Below are 15,547 nucleotides of genomic sequence, written 5' to 3'. Positions count from 1 at the left end.
GATGTCCGATGACCGAACTGACCAAACTTACCCTCGCCGCAGCGCTTGATGGCTTGAAAGCCAAGGAGTTTTCTTCGCGCGAGATCACCCAGCAATTCGTCGACGCCATTGAAGGCGCACGGAAGCTGAATGCCTATGTGGTCGAAACGCCGGAAAAGGCGCTCGCCATGGCGGACGCGTCCGATGTGAGACTGGCCAAGGGCGAGGGCGGCAAGCTGGAAGGCGCCCCGCTGGGGATCAAGGATCTGTATTGCACCAAGGGTGTGCGCACGACGGCGTGCAGCAACATCCTGGGTGAGTTCACGCCAACCTATGAATCCACCGTCACCCAGAACCTCTGGGATGAAGGCGCAGTCATGCTGGGCAAGCTCAACATGGACGAATTCGCCATGGGTTCCTCCAACGAGACCTCGCGGTTTGGAAATGTCATCAACCCGTGGCGCCGCAAGGGCGACAATCAAGGCCTGACACCCGGCGGCTCGTCAGGTGGGTCGGCAGCATCCGTTGCAGCAGACCTTTGCCTCGCGGCGACAGCTTCCGACACGGGCGGGTCCATCCGCCAGCCAGCAGCCTTCACAGGTACCGTCGGTATCAAGCCAACCTATGGCCGTGCCAGTCGCTATGGCATGGTCGCGTTTGCCTCGTCGCTCGATCAAGCTGGCCCAATCTCCAAGACGGTCGAGGATAGCGCCATCCTGTTGGAAGCCATGTGCAGTCATGACCCCAAGGATTCGACCTCGCTGAGCGTCGAAACGCCAGACTGGCGTAGCGATGTGTCCAAAGGCGTAAAGGGCATGCGGATCGGTATTCCGAAAGAATACCGGATGGAGGGCATGTCCGACGAGATCGACAAGCTCTGGGGGCAAGGCATTGCCTGGCTGAAAGCTGCAGGCGCCGAAATCGTCGATATCAGTCTGCCGCACACGAAGTATGCGCTACCAGCCTATTATATCGTTGCGCCTGCTGAGGCATCCTCAAACCTCGCTCGATATGATGGTATGCGTTATGGCGCGCGCGTAGCCGGGGAGAACCTGACCGCGACCTATGAAGACACGCGGGCTGGCGGTTTTGGGGCTGAAGTCCAGCGCCGCCTGATGATTGGCACTTATGTTCTTTCGTCCGGCTATTACGATGCCTATTACCTGCGTGCCCAGAAAGTTCGCACCAATATCCTCAATGATTTTGTTGAGGCGTTCGAGAGCTGTGATGCCGTACTGACGCCGACCTGTCCGAGCCCGGCCTTTGCGTTTGGCGAGAAAAGCGGCGATCCGGTCGAGATGTATCTCAATGACGTGTTCACGGTGACGGCCAACCTTGCCGGCCTGCCGGGCATCTCCGTGCCTGCCGGCCTGTCCTCAAGCGGCCTGCCTCTCGGTCTACAGGTAATCGGCAAGGCGCTCGACGAGACAGCCTGTTTCCGCGTCGGCGGCGAACTGGAACGCGCAGCAGGTTTCGTGGCCAAGGCGGAGAAGTGGTGGTAGGTTCGGGGATATGAACATCACCCGTTTTCTCCTTCTCTTTGCTGTCTTGCTTGTCTTCTGCCTCGCCCTTATGGCGGCGATGATGGCGCAGTATGGCTACAGCCTGTTTGCCCCGGAAATGCGGTCCATGCTGCTCGTTGCAGTTCTGGTGGCGGGATACGTCTCGTTTCGGATTTCACGGATCATCGCACGCAGGAAGCGGCGACTAGAGGATCACCCTCAGCCGGGTGGTGCGGGAAAGTCGAAATTGTCCGGCCTGTTTGGCGGCAAGAGCGCAGCGCAGACGGCGCGTGAGGCACGGGTTGCCGCGCGGCGTAAGAAGCTGGTCGAGGAGGGTAAGCTGGAAGACACGCCAGAACCCGAACCAGCGTCTGACAGCGAAGGTCCTGTCCGTGTCGCTCAATCGGCCCCCATCAAGGACCGCATGGCCGCGCGTGCCGAACGGGTGCGGCGGGCAAAAGAGTCAGGCAAGCTTGATTAGGCCTCACGCCTTGGATGGCTTGAGTGCTCCGCCGGACTTGCTGTTTGGCCGAATGACAACCTGGTCAAATTCTACTTCTTCCGGCGCATTACCGCCGGAATCTGGTTTGTCGTCATCATCCTCATCAGAATCCCGCTGTGTGACCCGCGACAAGTAGATGCCAACCCCGATCAGGCCGCCTACGGGGCCGCATTGCAGCATCATCGCGAAAATCCATAACAGGGGCATGTCGAGGTCCATATTCTGGAGAGATAGCAACATACCCCCCAGCAGGATGGAGCCCACAGCCACGCCGCCGGCGAATCCTAAGACAAGATGTTTGAGAAAGCCGCGAACCACCGGCTTTTCATCCTCGCCCGAGGCATCCATGATCATCTTGAAAATCATTCCGGCACTCCCTTTTTCCTCCACGAGCGGAATTATTCGCCCATATCCCGAAAATTGGAAGGGTTGGCGCCCATCGAATGGTATTGACGGCTCGACAGTGCGCCGCTCAGGCGGCTAGAACAGCGCCAAATCATACTGCCAGCAGGGAACACTATGTCCGCGCGCACACCATATGTCATCAAGGGCGAAACCGGCGATTGGGAGCTGGTCATGGGCCTCGAAGTCCATGCTCAGGTCTCGTCCAATGCGAAGCTGTTTTCTGGCGCGTCCACGGCGTTTGGTGCGGACCCCAACTGCAATGTGTCGCTAGTCGATGCGGCAATGCCCGGCATGCTGCCCGTGATCAACAAGTATTGCGTCGAGCAGGCTATCCGTACCGGCCTCGGCCTGAAGGCGCAGATCAACACCTATTCCCGCTTCGACCGGAAGAATTATTTCTATCCTGACCTGCCGCAGGGCTATCAGATCAGCCAGTTTGCTCACCCAATTGTCGGAGAAGGCGAAATCGAGGTGGATGTCGAGCCCGCGCATGGCGGCGATGCCTATGCTTTCCCGTGCCGCATTGAGCGGCTTCATCTGGAACAGGATGCTGGCAAGTCGATTCACGACATGGACCCGAGCTCGACCTATGTGGACCTTAACCGGTCCGGCGTCGCGCTGATGGAAATCGTGTCCATGCCGGACATCCGCACACCTGCCGAAGCGGCCGCCTATGTGAAGAAGCTGCGCGCTATCGTGATCGCGCTCGGCACCTGTGATGGCGACATGGAGAAGGGCAATCTCCGCGCCGATGTGAACGTATCGGTCTGCCGTCCGGGCCAGTATGAGAAATTCCGTGAAACGGGTGATTTCAGCCATCTCGGCACGCGCTGCGAACTCAAGAACATGAACTCGTTCCGCTTCATCCAGCAGGCCATTGAGTATGAAGCGCGCCGCCAGATCGAGATCCTTGAGGATGGCGGCTCCATCGACCAGGAAACGCGCCTGTTCGATCCGGTGAAGGTCGAGACGCGCTCCATGCGTTCCAAGGAAGACGCGCATGATTACCGCTATTTCCCGGACCCGGATCTGTTGCCGCTGGAAGTCGAGCAGGCCTGGATCGAGGAAATCCGTGCGACCCTGCCGGAACTGCCAGACGAGAAGCGCGCCCGCTTTGAAACCGATTATGGGCTGTCACGCTATGATGCGGGTGTCCTCAGCGCCGACGCCGAAAAAGCCAGCTTCTTCGAGGACGTCGCCAAAGGCCGCGATCCGAAACTTGCGGCGAACTGGGTGACGCAGGAATTGTTCGGCTACCTCAACAAGCAGGACATTGAGCTGGCCGACAGCCCCGTATCTGCCTCCAGCCTCGGCGGCCTGATCGAACTGATTGCTAATGACACGATCAGTGGAAAGATCGCGAAGGACGTCTTTGCCCGGATGATCGAAGGCGAAGGCGAAGCTTCTGACATTGTCGAAATGCACGGCCTGAAACAGGTAACCGATACCGGCGCGATCGAGAAGATCGTCGACGACATCATGGCTGCCAATCCGGACCAGGTCGCGCAGATCAAGGAAAAGCCCAAGACGATGGGCTGGTTCGTGGGCCAGGTAATGAAAGCCTCCGGCGGCAAAGCCAATCCGAAGGCCGTCAACGACATCCTGAAAGCGAAGCTGGGTCTCTAGAGCCTAGACCTTGGACTTGATGCGATCGGCCAGCACGCCGAGTTTAGCTGTATCTGCCATTTCGCCCGAGCCATGCCGGTCGAGCGCCACATCCTTCCATCGCGGAATGATGTGGAAGTGGAGGTGATAGACAGTTTGTCCGGCGGGGGCGCCATTGAACTGGGTCACGACGAGGCCGTCAGGCGTCAGGGCAGCTTCGACAGCCTGCGCCACTTTCTGCACAGCCGCCACATAGGGGCCGAGCTTGTCGGCCGGCATGTCGAGCAGGTTGCGCGCTTCCACGCCCTTTGGCACGACGAGCGTATGGCCTTCGCTCTGTGGAAACACGTCCATGAAGGCGAGTGCGGCGTCATCCTCATAGACTTTGACGGCGGGCATTTCACCGCGCAGGATCTTGGCGAAGATATTGTCGGGATCGTAGGTATCGTGAAGGGTCATCTTTGGGCTTTCGGTGATGTATTGAGTTTCAGGTGAGGCAGGACTGTTCATTCGCCCTTCTTGAACGGGGTCCGTTCGGTCAGGTATTCCTGATCCTGCTCTACCGCCTCGCGTTCGCGTTCAAGATAGTCGGCAATCGCGTGACGCAGGCCGGGATGGGCAATCCAGTGGGTGGAATAGGTGGTGACCGGTGTATAGCCCCGGGCCAGTTTGTGTCCGCCCTGTGCACCTGCTTCGACGAAAACCAGCTTGTGCTCGATGGCGTAGTCGATGGCCTGATAGTAGCAGGTCTCGAAGTGCAGCATTGATCTGTGCTCGGAACACCCCCAGTAGCGGCCATAGAGCGTGTCGGAACCGATGAGATTCATGGCGCCGGCGATAGGTGCGCCGTCTGACATGGCGAAGATAAACAGAAGATCATCTGCCATTCGCTCGCGCAAAAGGGAGAAGGTTTCACGTGTCAGGTAGGGCGAGCCCCATTTGCGTGTGCCCGTATCCATGTAGAAGATGTAGAATGCGTCGAGATGAGCTTCGGTAATGTCGTCGCCGCGCAGGTGGACAAAGTCCAACCCTTCCTGAGCCTTTGCGCGCTCCTTTCGCAGATTTTTCCGTTTGGATGAGGAGAGGTCGGCGAGGAAGTCATCGAACGTGCCATAGTCGCGGTTCTGCCAGTGGAATTGCTGGTCGGTGCGCAACAGCAGGCCCGTCTCCGACAGCATTGTGGCTTCTGCCAGTGAAGCGAAATTGATGTGCAATGAAGATAGCTCATTCTGCTCGGCCAGCTGGATCGCGCCGGACAGGAGCGCCGTCTGCAGGCGTATTTCATCGGGGCCCGGACGCACAAGCAGGCGACGCCCGGTCACAGGCGTGAAGGGCACCGCCCCAAGCAGTTTGGGGTAATAGGCTCCGCCTGCGCGCTCATAGGCGTCGGCCCAGGATTGGTCGAAGACGAATTCGCCGCGTGAGTGGGTTTTGCCATAGAGCGGCATCGCAGCCTTGAGGCGGCCAGTTGCGTCGCGGATCAATACATGACGCGGCATCCAGCCCGTGTTTGGAGTGGCTGCACCAGACGTTTCCATAGCGTCCAGGAATTCCCATTTCAGAAAGGGATCGAAGCGCACGCCAGTTGGATTGGCGACCGCGTTCCACTCTTCGGAATCGACCTCCGCCATGGCTGAGGCAAAACTCAATTTCAGCGCGGTGTCATCCATGTCCTGAATCTAGGGCAAGGCGTAGGCCGAGACCAGTCCCGGAGCGAGATGTTCGAAGATGATGGCAACATTTTCATGAACAGACCGGCGAACCTCATCCAGCGTCCGTACTGTCCAGCACACAACGGGGAGGTTTTCCGGTACATGTCTGCGGATGCCATCGACGTCCGCGATGTTGATGGCAATGTAGTCAATCTCGTCTGACAAGGCGCGCTGAAGAATGGTTTCGAACTCGGATCTGCCAATCTTGTGGGACGGTCCAATGAGCTGACCACGCGTCACGTCCGAGGGGAGGGCCCGTACCGCATCTTCCGAAAAGCTCATCGCCGCTGCGCGTCCGGCATAGTTCTGAAGCAAGTCCCCGGTTCGGCGGCCGAGATCTGCCGGGTCAGTGCGTCCGTCCAGCTTCATTTCTGTCAGCAGGGGCAGCTTGTGGGGCCACTTTGCCAGCAGGCGCTCGAAGGTCGGCAAGCGGTGGCTTCCGGCGACCATTATGTCCTGCAGGTCGTCCGACGTAAGATCCTCTACACGGTCAGGGCGCCCGGCAAGGCGGTCCAGTGTGTCATCATGGAAAACGACAAGGTTTCCATCCAAATCGGGGCGGATATCGAACTCCATGCCGAGCCCGTACTGGGCCGCCGCCTCAAAGGCCGCCATCGTGTTCTCAGGTGTCGTGTGTCCGGACCACAGGCCTCTATGCGCATAGACGAAGTCCGTGAGCGTGAATGCCTGTGCCATCTAATCGGCAATCTCGAAGATGCCATCGACTTCCACGGCGACGCCCAGAGGCAATTCGGGACATGACACAGCTGAACGGGCATGACGGCCAGCCTCGCCGAATACGTCGACCATGAGATCTGAACATCCATTTATGACTTGCGGGATGTCGGTGAATCCAGGCGTGACGTTTACAAATCCGCCCAGCTTGACCACGCGTTTGATCCGGGACAGATCGCCAACGGCAGCCTTGCATTGGGCGATGAGGTTTATGCCGCAGAAGCGCGCGGCCTGTTGGCCGGCTGAAAGCTCCATGTCCTCTCCGAGGCGGCCTTTGATGAGGCCGTCGGAGGACGCGCTAACCTGGCCTGATACGAACAACATGTTGCCGCTGATGACGTAGGGAACATAGGTGGCGACCGGTTTCATGGGCTCGGGCAATTCAATGCCGAGTTCATCGAGACGGGTTTCTGGGGTCGACATGGCGCGCTCCTTGGAATTGGCGTTTCGTCTTCCCTAGACCGCCACGCCGGAGCACGCAAACGCGGTTTACGAGGAAGCGTTTTTGACCCGTGCCGACCGGCCTGTAATGACGGCATTGGCCCCGAATTTCTTTCGGGCAATGTCTGAAGCGCGCTCTGCGGCTGCACGTTTGGCAACGAGGGGGTCGAGCAAGTCTACTGAATCGAAGCGATGCTCAGACAGATCCGAAATGCCGATCCCGATCAGGCGGAACCGTGTACGCCCGGTCGCTTCTTTTGCCAGAAGCACTTTCGCGTTTCGAAAGAGAGTCTGCGCCAATTGTGTCGGCTCCGACAGCGAAACGCGCCGCGTCACTGTTCGGAACTCCGCTGTCTTCAGCTTCAGCGTAATCACATTCCCGACCAGGCCCGTGGCCTTGGCCCGGTCAGCGGTTTTCACGCAAAGCCGCCAGAGTTGGTCTTCCAGCCAGGCCGGATCAGACATGTTATCGTTAAATGTGGTTTCAGAACTGACGGATTTTCGCTCTTCATCATTGCGGACCGGGCGATTGTCGATGCCATGCGCGCGGTTTTTCAACCACAAGCCGGTTTCCCCATACTTGCCAATCAAGTGCTTCAAGTCAGCCTTCTGGAGGTCTTCAATCGTCTCAAGGCCATCCATGGTGAGCTTATGGGCCAGTTTGGGGCCGACGCCATGAATGAAGTCGATCGGTTGGGGGGCAAGCAGCGCGTCGGCCTCGTCGCTACCTATGACGGCGAACCCTCTGGGCTTGTCCAGTTCGCTCGCGGTCTTGGCCAGAAACTTGTTCACCGAAAGGCCGATCGAGACAGTTATCCCGATATCTCGCTCGATCTCGGCAGCGAGACGGGCAAGGGAAACCGCCGGCGAGGCTTTATGGAGAGTTTCCGTTCCGGTCAGGTCCAGATAGGCTTCGTCGACCGATACGGGTTGGATCAACGGAGTGAGCGCCTCCATCTTTTCGCGGACCTGCTGGGCTGCGACGCGATATTTTTCGCCATTCGGCTTAACCACGACCGCGTCCGGACAGGCTTTGAGGGCCTTGAACATGGGCATGGCAGAGCGCACGCCATATAGCCGCGCAATATAACAACATGTAGAAACAACCCCTCTTTTTCCTCCGCCGACAATGACGGGCCGGTCTTTCAAGGAGGGATCATCGCGCTTTTCTATAGCAGCGAAAAAGGCGTCACAATCGAGATGGGCAATCCCGAGCGTTGTGATGTATCTGTTACGGATGACACGGTGCCGACCACAACGATTGCAGAAATCGCCATCGTCTTCTGAGAGGTGAAAGCAGTCTCGACAGAGCGTGTACATAGCCCCATGTTCATGCCATGTTCCGGCGCCCGCGGCAATCAATGGGACGCAAACACGTAAACCAGTGTTAACGATTTCGGGTGTAGCTGGCAAAAGAGCTCTTAGAATCGTCCCGAATCAGAGGCACCAACTCAATCATGACGAAGTCGCACACCAGGAAAGTTCTGGTTGTTGAGGATAACGAACTCAACATGCGCCTTTTCTGTGACTTGTTGGATGCTTTCGGTTTTGAAACCTTCCAATGTCGCGATGGTGCCAAGGCTGTCGAGATTGCACGCCAGGAACTGCCGGACCTCATCATCATGGATATCCAGCTGCCGGAAGTTTCAGGTCTCGACATCACGCGATGGCTCAAGGACGATGACAAGGTCGCGCACATTCCGGTTCTGGCCGTCACGGCATTTGCCATGCGCGCGGATGAGCAGCGGGTTCGTGAAGCAGGCTGTGAGGGGTACCTTTCCAAGCCCATCCAGATTGCAACCTTCATCAAGGCGGTTGAGGCATTGATGCCCAAGGAGGCAGCGTGACAGCACGCGTCCTCGTCGTAGATGACATCGAAGCGAACCGACGCCTCCTGCAAGCCAAGCTGGAGGCTCAATATTATACAGTGATGCTGGCTGAAAACGGGATCGAGGCGCTCAGCATGGTGGAGCGTAGCGAGCCTGACATTATCCTTCTGGACGTGATGATGCCCGGTATGGACGGGTATGAAGTTTGCCGCCGCCTGAAGGAAAACCCTGCCACTGCGCATATACCCGTCGTCATGGTTACGGCCCTGAATGATGCCGAGGATCGCGTCCGGGGCCTGGACGTAGGGGCAGAAGACTTCCTGACCAAGCCGGTTGATGACTTTGCCTTGATGGCGCGTATGGGGGCCATCACCCGGTACAATGCGGTTGCGTCAGAGCTTCGCCAGCGTCAGGCGAGCGGCCTGCGAGCGGGCATTGATGGCGACGAAAGCCTCAATGTCAAAGACCAGCCGGCACGCCTCTTCGTAGTGGATGACAATCCCAGATCATCGGCGCGCGTCGCCGAAACCCTGCGGTCTGGTGGCCATACGGCCATCACACTACTGGAGGCGGGCGGCATGAAAGGGCTGAATGAGCTTGGCGTGGATATTCTCGTCCTGTCCATGCTCAGCGATCGCTATGACGCCCTGAAACTCTGTGCGCACTTCAAGATGAATGAAGCGACACGCGCGATTTCAATTCTGTTGATTTGCGATCCTGATGATCGGCCCAGGGCTGGAAAAGGTCTCGATCTGGGTGCGAGCGATGTCATTTTTGCACCCGTCGACAAGCAGGAATTGCTGGCTCGTGTCCGGACACAGGCAAGGCGAACCCGCTATATCGAGGCCTTGAGAGACCGCGTGGATCGTGGCCTTGAGCTGTCGGTCATCGACCAGCTCACGGGCCTCTACAATCGCCGGTACATGAACAGCCAGCTGGAACAATTGATCCAGCGCTCCCAGATGGGGGGACGACCCGTATCTGTGGTTATGGCCGACATCGACCACTTCAAAGCCGTGAACGATACTTATGGCCATGATGTCGGAGATGAAGTCCTGCAGGAAGTGGCCAAGCGCTTGAAGGTCAATAGCCGCGTCATGGATGTGGTCTGTCGTCCGGGTGGCGAGGAATTCATGGTCATTATGCCAGATACGCCGGGTGATCTCGCTTGCGCAGCAGCCGAGCGAATCCGCCGATCTGTCGCGGCTGAGCCATTCATTGTGAATAGTGGTGCGCGCGAAATTTCCATTACGCTCAGCGCTGGCGTTTCCACCATTAACGGCGCTCATGATACGATTGCTGATCTGACCAAGCGCGCGGATACGGCGCTCTATCAAGCCAAGTCTGCTGGCCGGAACAGAGTCGAAAGTCTTGCTGCCTGATTGACTTGAGCCGCCGCCCGTCGCAAGGCGCTGCTCATGAATGACCGGTTCTCGGCGTTTCGCCATTCTTCCTATCGCAGATACTTCCTGTCTCGCTTCATGACATCGCTTGCGGCGCAGGTCGTTTCTGTCGCCGTGGCGTGGCAGATGTATGATGTTACCCAGAACGCGGCTCTTCTCGGTTGGATCGGCCTCGTCCAGTTCCTGCCAGCCCTGTTGTTGGTCGTGGTGACAGGTGTGGCATCAGACCGGCTCGGTCGCCGGAATGTCATGGGAGCCTCAGTCAGCGTCGAACTGGTATGCGCCGGGGTGATTTTGGCGCTTGCGCTGACGGGGCGATTTGATCCTCTGATCATTCTCGCAACGCTCACTGTCTTTGGCGTTGCAAGGGCATTCTATACGCCTGCTTCGTCGAGTCTGGCCGTCAATCTTGTGCCGCGCGAAGACTTCGCCAATGCGGTGGGCTGGCTTGCATCGTCCTGGCAGGCGGCTTCGATCCTCGGACCGGTCGCAGGCGGCTTGCTATATGGTGTCGGGGCGGGGTTTGCGTATGGAACGGCTGTCAGCCTGTTTGCCATATCGGCCATCCTGATTTTCTCGATCCCAAAACCTCCCCAGCGTATCGAGCGCGAGCCCACGACACTCAACGTGCTGTTGGGCGGGTTCAAATATGTGTTCAATCAGAAGGTCGTGCTGGGCGCGATCTCTCTGGATTTGTTCGCGGTGTTGCTGGGCGGCGCTGTGGCACTGCTGCCGATCTATGCGCGAGATATATTGGAGATCGGTGAAGAGGGGCTTGGCTTGTTGCGCGCGGCGCCCGGCATTGGCGCACTGATCATGCTGGCGATCATCACGGCGTTTCCGATCAAGGATCATGCCGGCCTGATACTGTTCGTTTCGGTCGCGCTCTTCGGGATTTCCACCGTCGTGTTCGGGTATTCGAATGTCGTCTGGCTATCCATCGTTGCGCTGATCTTCGTTGGGGCTTTTGACATGGTGTCGGTCTATATCCGCGAAGTTCTCCTACAACTCTGGACACCGGACCAGGTGCGCGGGCGGGTCAATGCCGTGAACTCGATTTTCCTGGGCGCGTCCAATGAGCTTGGCGAAGCGCGCGCCGGTTTCATGGCCGCCAAATGGGGCGCAGTGTTTACCGTGGTTGCGGGTGGCTATGCGGCTGTCGGCGTGGCTGCGGCGTGGTCAGTCCTGTTCCCTGGCATCCGCAAGACGCGAGACCTGCATCATGGCGTTCCGGAGGACTAGGCAACAAAAAACCCGCTCTTGTGGAGCGGGCTTTTCGAACAATGCATGAAAAACAAGGATCTTACTTGATCTTGCCTTCCTTGAATTCGACGTGCTTCTTCGCGACCGGGTCGTACTTACGCTTGACCATTTTTTCGGTCATGTTGCGTGGGTTTTTCTTCGTCACGTAGAAGAAACCGGTGTCGGCCGTCGAATTGAGGCGGATCTTGATGGTGGCTGGTTTGGCCATGACGAATGCTCGCTTGTGTTAGCGTCTGAAACTGGAAAGCGGCTTAATGGAGATGTGCGCGTCGGAAGTCAAGCACCATTGCTGCTAGAGGCGGTCGGTCGAATGCCCGCTGCGGGTCCAGCGCAGGAAGGGCGGCCCCCGGTTCAGTGACGGCTTGTCCAGTCTTTCCTCGATTTCCCCCAGCATGAACCGGGTGACATTGGGCAAATCGAGCGCCAGTGCATCTTCCAGGGTGACCCATTGCAGGTCTGACAATTCTGCGCCGTCGACGGGCGGACGCTCATCAATCAGGGCATCTTCGGCGTTCGCCATGAAGAATCGCGCGTCGAATCGCTTCGGTCGGTAGGGCGGGGTAATGGCGCGGCCGATGAAGGTCAGCGGGGACAGGTGCGGAGCTGCGTCGAGTTCATGAAAAGGTTTCCACCCGATCGGGTGCCTGTCTGGCATCTCGGCGTCGCGCGCCACCAGGAGGCCGGTTTCCTCGAATGTTTCACGTATGGCTGTCAGGGCGAAGGCGCGCGGCTTGCGGCGCGTCTGGATGCGCAGGAGGCGTTCCTGCTGGGCATCCAGTTCGCAATAGGAGACCGCCTTTCCATCCTGTGGGTCCACACGGCCACCGGGGAAGACGTATTTGTCTGGCATGAAGGCATGGCGCGCCGAGCGCTTGCCCATGAGGACACGGGGTTCGGCGGCGTCCCGGCGGACCAGTATGAGTGTGGCGGCGTCTTTCGGGCGGGGACTGCGTTTGCGAGTCTCGATGACATCGCCATCATCTTCCTTGTCAAATGCGGAGCCCATCAGCGTATCTGAGTGCGGATTCGAATTCATGTCCAAACTATTTCCGGCTCTTGCGCTTGTGCTTGGGCAGCGTCTTCTTGTTGAACTTCCCTTTGCCGGGGCGCTTACCCGTTGGTTTGCCGGGGCCGGTCTTTCTGCGCGGGGGACGACCGCGGCCTGTATCATGGCGCTCGCGTGCCTCCCGGCGTCCTTCCGGGGCTGGCATCGGGTCGGATAGCATTTCGAGCAGGAGGCCACCTTGAAGAGGGGTAACCTCTTTCAGCTTCACCCGAACGATCTGACCGAGACCATAGGTCTTGCCTGATCCCCGCGCATAAATCTGCATGGCGGTGTCGTCATGTACCCAATAATCATCCGAGATAGATGAAATCGGGACGAACCCGTCGGCGCCGGATCCGGCCAGTGCAATGAACAGCCCTGCGCCAGTGACGCCCGTGATGCGACCCTCAAATTCACTACCCACACGATCAGCAAGAAAAATGGCAAGATAGCGGTCGGTAGCCTCGCGCTCGGCGGCCATGGAACGGCGCTCGGTATCAGAGATATGCTGAGCCATTTCTTCGAGCCGCACTGACATGTCCTTGGACAGGCCGTCCGGGCCGAGTCCGAGCGAGGCGATCAGCGCACGATGCACGATCAAATCGGCGTAGCGCCGGATTGGTGACGTAAAGTGCGCATAGCGGACAAGGTTCAGGCCGAAATGGCCGAGATTTTCCTCCGAATAGATCGCCTGTGCCTGTGTGCGTAGCACCATCTGGGTGACCATTTGATCGTAATCGCCGTCGCGGATTTCGCCGAGCAAACGGTTGAAATTTTCGGTCTGCGGTCGCTGGCCGATATTCCATTTCATGTCGATAGTCTGCAGGAATTCCGCAAAGGCTGCGATCTTCGCATCTGTGGGCGTGTCGTGGACACGATAGATCAGCGGGCTTTTTTGCTGCTCCAAGGTTTCGGCCGCAGCCACGTTCGCCTGGATCATGAATTCTTCGATCAGGCGGTGCGCGTCGAGGCGTTCCTTGGTGATGATGCCTTCGATTTCTCCATCCTTGGAAAACAGGATGCGACGCTCGGGCAGGTCGAGATCCAGAGGAGAGCGATCGTCCCGTGCATTGGAAAGCGCCGCGTACGCGCCCCAGAGCGGCTTCAGGACGGTTTCCAGCATGTCGCCAGCCTTGCCGCCCGGCTTGCCATCAATGGCCGCCTGAGCCTCCTCATAGGAGAGCTTGGCTGCAGACTTCATCATGCCGCGAATGAAGCGATGCGAACGTTTCGAGCCTGACTTGTCGAAGATCATCTCTACCGCCATACAGCGGCGCAGTGCGCCTTCGCGCAGCGAGCATTCATCCGCTGACAGTTCGAACGGCAGCATGGGGACCACGCGGTCCGGGAAATAGGTGGAGTTGCCGCGCTTGAGGGCTTCGCGGTCGAGCGGGGAGTCCGGCGTGACGAACGCAGCCACGTCAGCAATGGCGACGATCACGCGCCAGCCATCATCCAGTTCTTCGGCGAATACCGCATCATCATGGTCGCGTGCATCATGCGGGTCGATGGTGATGAGCGGGGTTTTTGTCAGGTCCTCACGCTCCGCCGCAGCGGGTTTTGGATTGCGGGCCTGTTCCAGCGCCGCTTCAGGGAAGTCGACCGGGATGCCATGGGCATGAATGGCCAGCAGGCTGGCTGAGCGGGGATCGCTGATATGGCCGATCACTTCGCGGATCACGCCGAGATTTGGACCATATTGTCGGCGACCCTGTGGCTTGGGCGTCGTGACGACGAGATCGCCATCCTCGGCACCATTGCGGTCAGCCTCCTGAATCAGGAATTCACGGCGCTCCTTGCGATTGGCCGGGGTGACCTTGCCGCCGCGGGGGCCTTGCGAATACATGCCGACGAGCGAATTGGTCAGCTGCTTTTCCAGCACGGTCAGGGCGCGGGCCTGCCAGTCGCCATCGACTTGTGTGATCTTGCACAGTGCGCGGTCGCCTTCGCCGGGCTCGGTTGCCTCACCTTTCTGCTTACCGGACAGGCCGGAATAGATGATGTCCGGCCCAAACGGGCCATTGTCGCCGAGGGCCTTGCCGATCAGATCGCCATTTTCGTCTGTATGGGTGAATTGGACAACGCCGGTCGAAGGGGGGCGATCCGCTTGGGACCAGGCGCGTTTGCCTGTCCGTTCCAGCGTGCCATCGGCCTCCAACTCCTTCAGGATTTCGCGCAGCACGGCGCGTTCGCGCCCTTTTACGTGCAGGCCGCGGGCAATCTCTTGTTTGGTCGTTGCGTTCGGATTGTCTCGAATGAAATCGAGCACTGTTTTCTTATCTGGGAAACTCATACCGCCCATATAGGGGGACTCGCAGAAAAATGCGCGGGGCTTTTACGCAGCGGGGTGTTTCGGGCTCAGTCGCTGGCGTCGGGCAGGGACATCACGTCGATTGGTGTCAGGGCGAAGGAACCGGCCTGCGGGCCCCATGTGCCGACCAGCACTTCATAATGCAGGTGGCGCGGTATCAGGTAGCTGGCCGTATTACCCATCATGCCAAGATATTGGCCGGTTGTGACCAGATCGCCTTCCCGCGTGTCTGCGAAGCCTTCCAGATGTGCGTAGCGTGTAAATACGCCGCGACCATGCTCCAGGACGATCATGTTGCCATAATCGCCTCGGTATCGCTGCCGGCGGATCTTGCCATCTGCGGCGGCGAATACGGGCACTGGCTCCAGGCTGTAAAAGTCCACGCCTTTGTGAAGGCCGCCATTCCGGGGGCCGAAGACCGATGACAGGCATCCGCCGCCGACTGGGGCGGTGGCGAGCCGTATATGGCCCTCCGCCAGCACAAAGCGCTTATAGTCGGTAATTACGAGGTCCTGATCGACATTCGTTCCATAGCTCGGCGCCATTCCCTTGCACGCGGTCAGCATGTCCAGAAACCCCGTCGGGCTTGGCGCAAGCGACATGAGCGTTGGCGCGATATCCGGGGCCGGGCGCGGGATTTCCTCTAGATCAACCGCTTCAGACGGCCGATCCAAGGCCGCAATCGTCTTGTCCAGCTCCTGAGCGATCAGAATCGAGGCGAGTGTAACCGCTCCCAAGAATGCCAATTTCTCTAAAACAGGCATGATGAAACCCCTGGTTCTGCGAGGCAGGAACAGTAAACCATTGGCGGGCCA

At 58.7% G+C, this 15,547-nt stretch carries 16 protein-coding genes; 6 read left to right on the top strand and 10 right to left on the bottom strand.

Annotated features, from left to right (window positions below; translation table 11 throughout):
• Window positions 1-8: 8 nt before the first annotated feature.
• Together gatA and L53_RS06335 are read left to right on the top strand one after the other, a co-directional pair.
• Window positions 9-1,481: an Asp-tRNA(Asn)/Glu-tRNA(Gln) amidotransferase subunit GatA gene (gene gatA, locus L53_RS06340; protein WP_034813342.1), complete on the top strand. Its 1,473-nt coding sequence runs from the start codon at window positions 9-11 to the stop codon at window positions 1,479-1,481.
• Between the two features lie 10 nt (window positions 1,482-1,491).
• A complete protein-coding gene (locus tag L53_RS06335; protein WP_034813340.1) occupies window positions 1,492-1,962 on the top strand; it encodes a hypothetical protein in 471 nt (156 codons plus the stop codon).
• Window positions 1,963-1,965: 3 nt separating this feature from the next.
• Here the strand turns inward: L53_RS06335 and L53_RS06330 are convergent, their stop codons facing one another.
• Window positions 1,966-2,349, bottom strand: coding sequence for a hypothetical protein (locus tag L53_RS06330; protein WP_034813336.1), 384 nt, complete (start codon window positions 2,347-2,349; stop codon window positions 1,966-1,968).
• Between the two features lie 153 nt (window positions 2,350-2,502).
• Here L53_RS06330 and gatB point away from each other — a divergent pair, with 153 nt between their 5' ends.
• Window positions 2,503-4,014, top strand: a complete 1,512-nt coding sequence (gene gatB / locus L53_RS06325) for an Asp-tRNA(Asn)/Glu-tRNA(Gln) amidotransferase subunit GatB (protein WP_034813334.1) — start codon at window positions 2,503-2,505, stop codon at window positions 4,012-4,014.
• Window positions 4,015-4,017: 3 nt separating this feature from the next.
• Here gatB and L53_RS06320 read toward each other — a convergent pair whose 3' ends face one another.
• From L53_RS06320 to L53_RS06300, 5 genes are all read right to left on the bottom strand, one after another.
• Complete coding sequence (locus L53_RS06320; RefSeq protein ID WP_034814237.1) at window positions 4,018-4,452, bottom strand: HIT family protein; 435 nt, start codon at window positions 4,450-4,452, stop codon at window positions 4,018-4,020.
• Window positions 4,453-4,499: 47 nt separating this feature from the next.
• Window positions 4,500-5,663, bottom strand: a complete 1,164-nt coding sequence (locus tag L53_RS06315; protein ID WP_034813330.1) for a GNAT family N-acetyltransferase — start codon at window positions 5,661-5,663, stop codon at window positions 4,500-4,502.
• Between the two features lie 9 nt (window positions 5,664-5,672).
• Window positions 5,673-6,401 (bottom strand): glycerophosphodiester phosphodiesterase family protein, encoded by a 729-nt coding sequence (locus L53_RS16300; RefSeq protein WP_051607663.1) that lies wholly within the window; start codon window positions 6,399-6,401, stop codon window positions 5,673-5,675.
• A complete protein-coding gene (locus tag L53_RS06305; RefSeq protein ID WP_034813328.1) occupies window positions 6,402-6,863 on the bottom strand; it encodes a RidA family protein in 462 nt (153 codons plus the stop codon).
• A gap of 66 nt (window positions 6,864-6,929) precedes the next feature.
• Window positions 6,930-8,201, bottom strand: a complete 1,272-nt coding sequence (locus L53_RS06300; protein WP_034813326.1) for a DNA polymerase IV — start codon at window positions 8,199-8,201, stop codon at window positions 6,930-6,932.
• A gap of 137 nt (window positions 8,202-8,338) precedes the next feature.
• Between L53_RS06300 and L53_RS06295 the strand changes: the two genes are divergently transcribed.
• Genes L53_RS06295 through L53_RS06285 form a run of 3 tightly spaced genes read left to right on the top strand, consistent with a single transcriptional unit; the run spans window position 8,339 to window position 11,355 of the window.
• A complete protein-coding gene (locus L53_RS06295) occupies window positions 8,339-8,728 on the top strand; it encodes a response regulator (protein ID WP_034813323.1) in 390 nt (129 codons plus the stop codon).
• The gene (locus L53_RS06290; protein WP_034813320.1) at window positions 8,725-10,092 is read left to right on the top strand and encodes a PleD family two-component system response regulator; all 1,368 of its coding nucleotides are present in this window, start codon (window positions 8,725-8,727) and stop codon (window positions 10,090-10,092) included. Before L53_RS06295 ends, L53_RS06290 begins: the two co-directional genes overlap by 4 nt.
• A 36-nt stretch (window positions 10,093-10,128) precedes the next feature.
• The gene (locus L53_RS06285) at window positions 10,129-11,355 is read left to right on the top strand and encodes an MFS transporter (RefSeq protein ID WP_034813318.1); all 1,227 of its coding nucleotides are present in this window, start codon (window positions 10,129-10,131) and stop codon (window positions 11,353-11,355) included.
• Window positions 11,356-11,416: 61 nt separating this feature from the next.
• Here L53_RS06285 and rpmG read toward each other — a convergent pair whose 3' ends face one another.
• The 4 genes from rpmG to L53_RS16295 all read right to left on the bottom strand — a co-directional run bounded on the left by rpmG (window position 11,417) and on the right by L53_RS16295 (window position 15,496).
• Window positions 11,417-11,584 (bottom strand): 50S ribosomal protein L33, encoded by a 168-nt coding sequence (rpmG, locus tag L53_RS06280; protein ID WP_034789743.1) that lies wholly within the window; start codon window positions 11,582-11,584, stop codon window positions 11,417-11,419.
• An 84-nt stretch (window positions 11,585-11,668) separates the two neighbouring features.
• The gene (locus L53_RS06275) at window positions 11,669-12,412 is read right to left on the bottom strand and encodes an NUDIX domain-containing protein (protein WP_034814235.1); all 744 of its coding nucleotides are present in this window, start codon (window positions 12,410-12,412) and stop codon (window positions 11,669-11,671) included.
• A gap of 7 nt (window positions 12,413-12,419) precedes the next feature.
• A complete protein-coding gene (rnr, locus tag L53_RS06270) occupies window positions 12,420-14,714 on the bottom strand; it encodes a ribonuclease R (RefSeq protein ID WP_034814234.1) in 2,295 nt (764 codons plus the stop codon).
• Between the two features lie 65 nt (window positions 14,715-14,779).
• On the bottom strand, window positions 14,780-15,496 hold the full coding sequence (locus L53_RS16295) for a M23 family metallopeptidase (protein ID WP_051607662.1): 717 nt from the start codon (window positions 15,494-15,496) through the stop codon (window positions 14,780-14,782).
• Between the last annotated feature and the right edge of the window lie 51 nt (window positions 15,497-15,547).

Source organism: Hyphomonas sp. L-53-1-40 (assembly GCF_000682775.1).
In the GTDB taxonomy this organism is placed as follows: domain Bacteria; phylum Pseudomonadota; class Alphaproteobacteria; order Caulobacterales; family Hyphomonadaceae; genus Hyphomonas.
This window is presented reverse-complemented; position numbering and strand designations above follow the sequence as displayed.

What these genes read in the sequence shown, in the direction of transcription:
- gatA (WP_034813342.1), top strand. Translation starts at nt 9, where the DNA reads ATGACCGAACTGACCAAACTTACCCTCGCCGCAGCGCTTGATGGCTTG.
- L53_RS06335 (WP_034813340.1), top strand. Translation starts at nt 1,492, where the DNA reads ATGAACATCACCCGTTTTCTCCTTCTCTTTGCTGTCTTGCTTGTCTTC.
- L53_RS06330 (WP_034813336.1), bottom strand. Translation starts at nt 2,349, where the DNA reads ATGATTTTCAAGATGATCATGGATGCCTCGGGCGAGGATGAAAAGCCG.
- gatB (WP_034813334.1), top strand. Translation starts at nt 2,503, where the DNA reads ATGTCCGCGCGCACACCATATGTCATCAAGGGCGAAACCGGCGATTGG.
- L53_RS06320 (WP_034814237.1), bottom strand. Translation starts at nt 4,452, where the DNA reads ATGACCCTTCACGATACCTACGATCCCGACAATATCTTCGCCAAGATC.
- L53_RS06315 (WP_034813330.1), bottom strand. Translation starts at nt 5,663, where the DNA reads ATGGATGACACCGCGCTGAAATTGAGTTTTGCCTCAGCCATGGCGGAG.
- L53_RS16300 (WP_051607663.1), bottom strand. Translation starts at nt 6,401, where the DNA reads ATGGCACAGGCATTCACGCTCACGGACTTCGTCTATGCGCATAGAGGC.
- L53_RS06305 (WP_034813328.1), bottom strand. Translation starts at nt 6,863, where the DNA reads ATGTCGACCCCAGAAACCCGTCTCGATGAACTCGGCATTGAATTGCCC.
- L53_RS06300 (WP_034813326.1), bottom strand. Translation starts at nt 8,201, where the DNA reads ATGTACACGCTCTGTCGAGACTGCTTTCACCTCTCAGAAGACGATGGC.
- L53_RS06295 (WP_034813323.1), top strand. Translation starts at nt 8,339, where the DNA reads ATGACGAAGTCGCACACCAGGAAAGTTCTGGTTGTTGAGGATAACGAA.
- L53_RS06285 (WP_034813318.1), top strand. Translation starts at nt 10,129, where the DNA reads ATGAATGACCGGTTCTCGGCGTTTCGCCATTCTTCCTATCGCAGATAC.
- rpmG (WP_034789743.1), bottom strand. Translation starts at nt 11,584, where the DNA reads ATGGCCAAACCAGCCACCATCAAGATCCGCCTCAATTCGACGGCCGAC.
- L53_RS06275 (WP_034814235.1), bottom strand. Translation starts at nt 12,412, where the DNA reads ATGAATTCGAATCCGCACTCAGATACGCTGATGGGCTCCGCATTTGAC.
- rnr (WP_034814234.1), bottom strand. Translation starts at nt 14,714, where the DNA reads ATGAGTTTCCCAGATAAGAAAACAGTGCTCGATTTCATTCGAGACAAT.
- L53_RS16295 (WP_051607662.1), bottom strand. Translation starts at nt 15,496, where the DNA reads ATGCCTGTTTTAGAGAAATTGGCATTCTTGGGAGCGGTTACACTCGCC.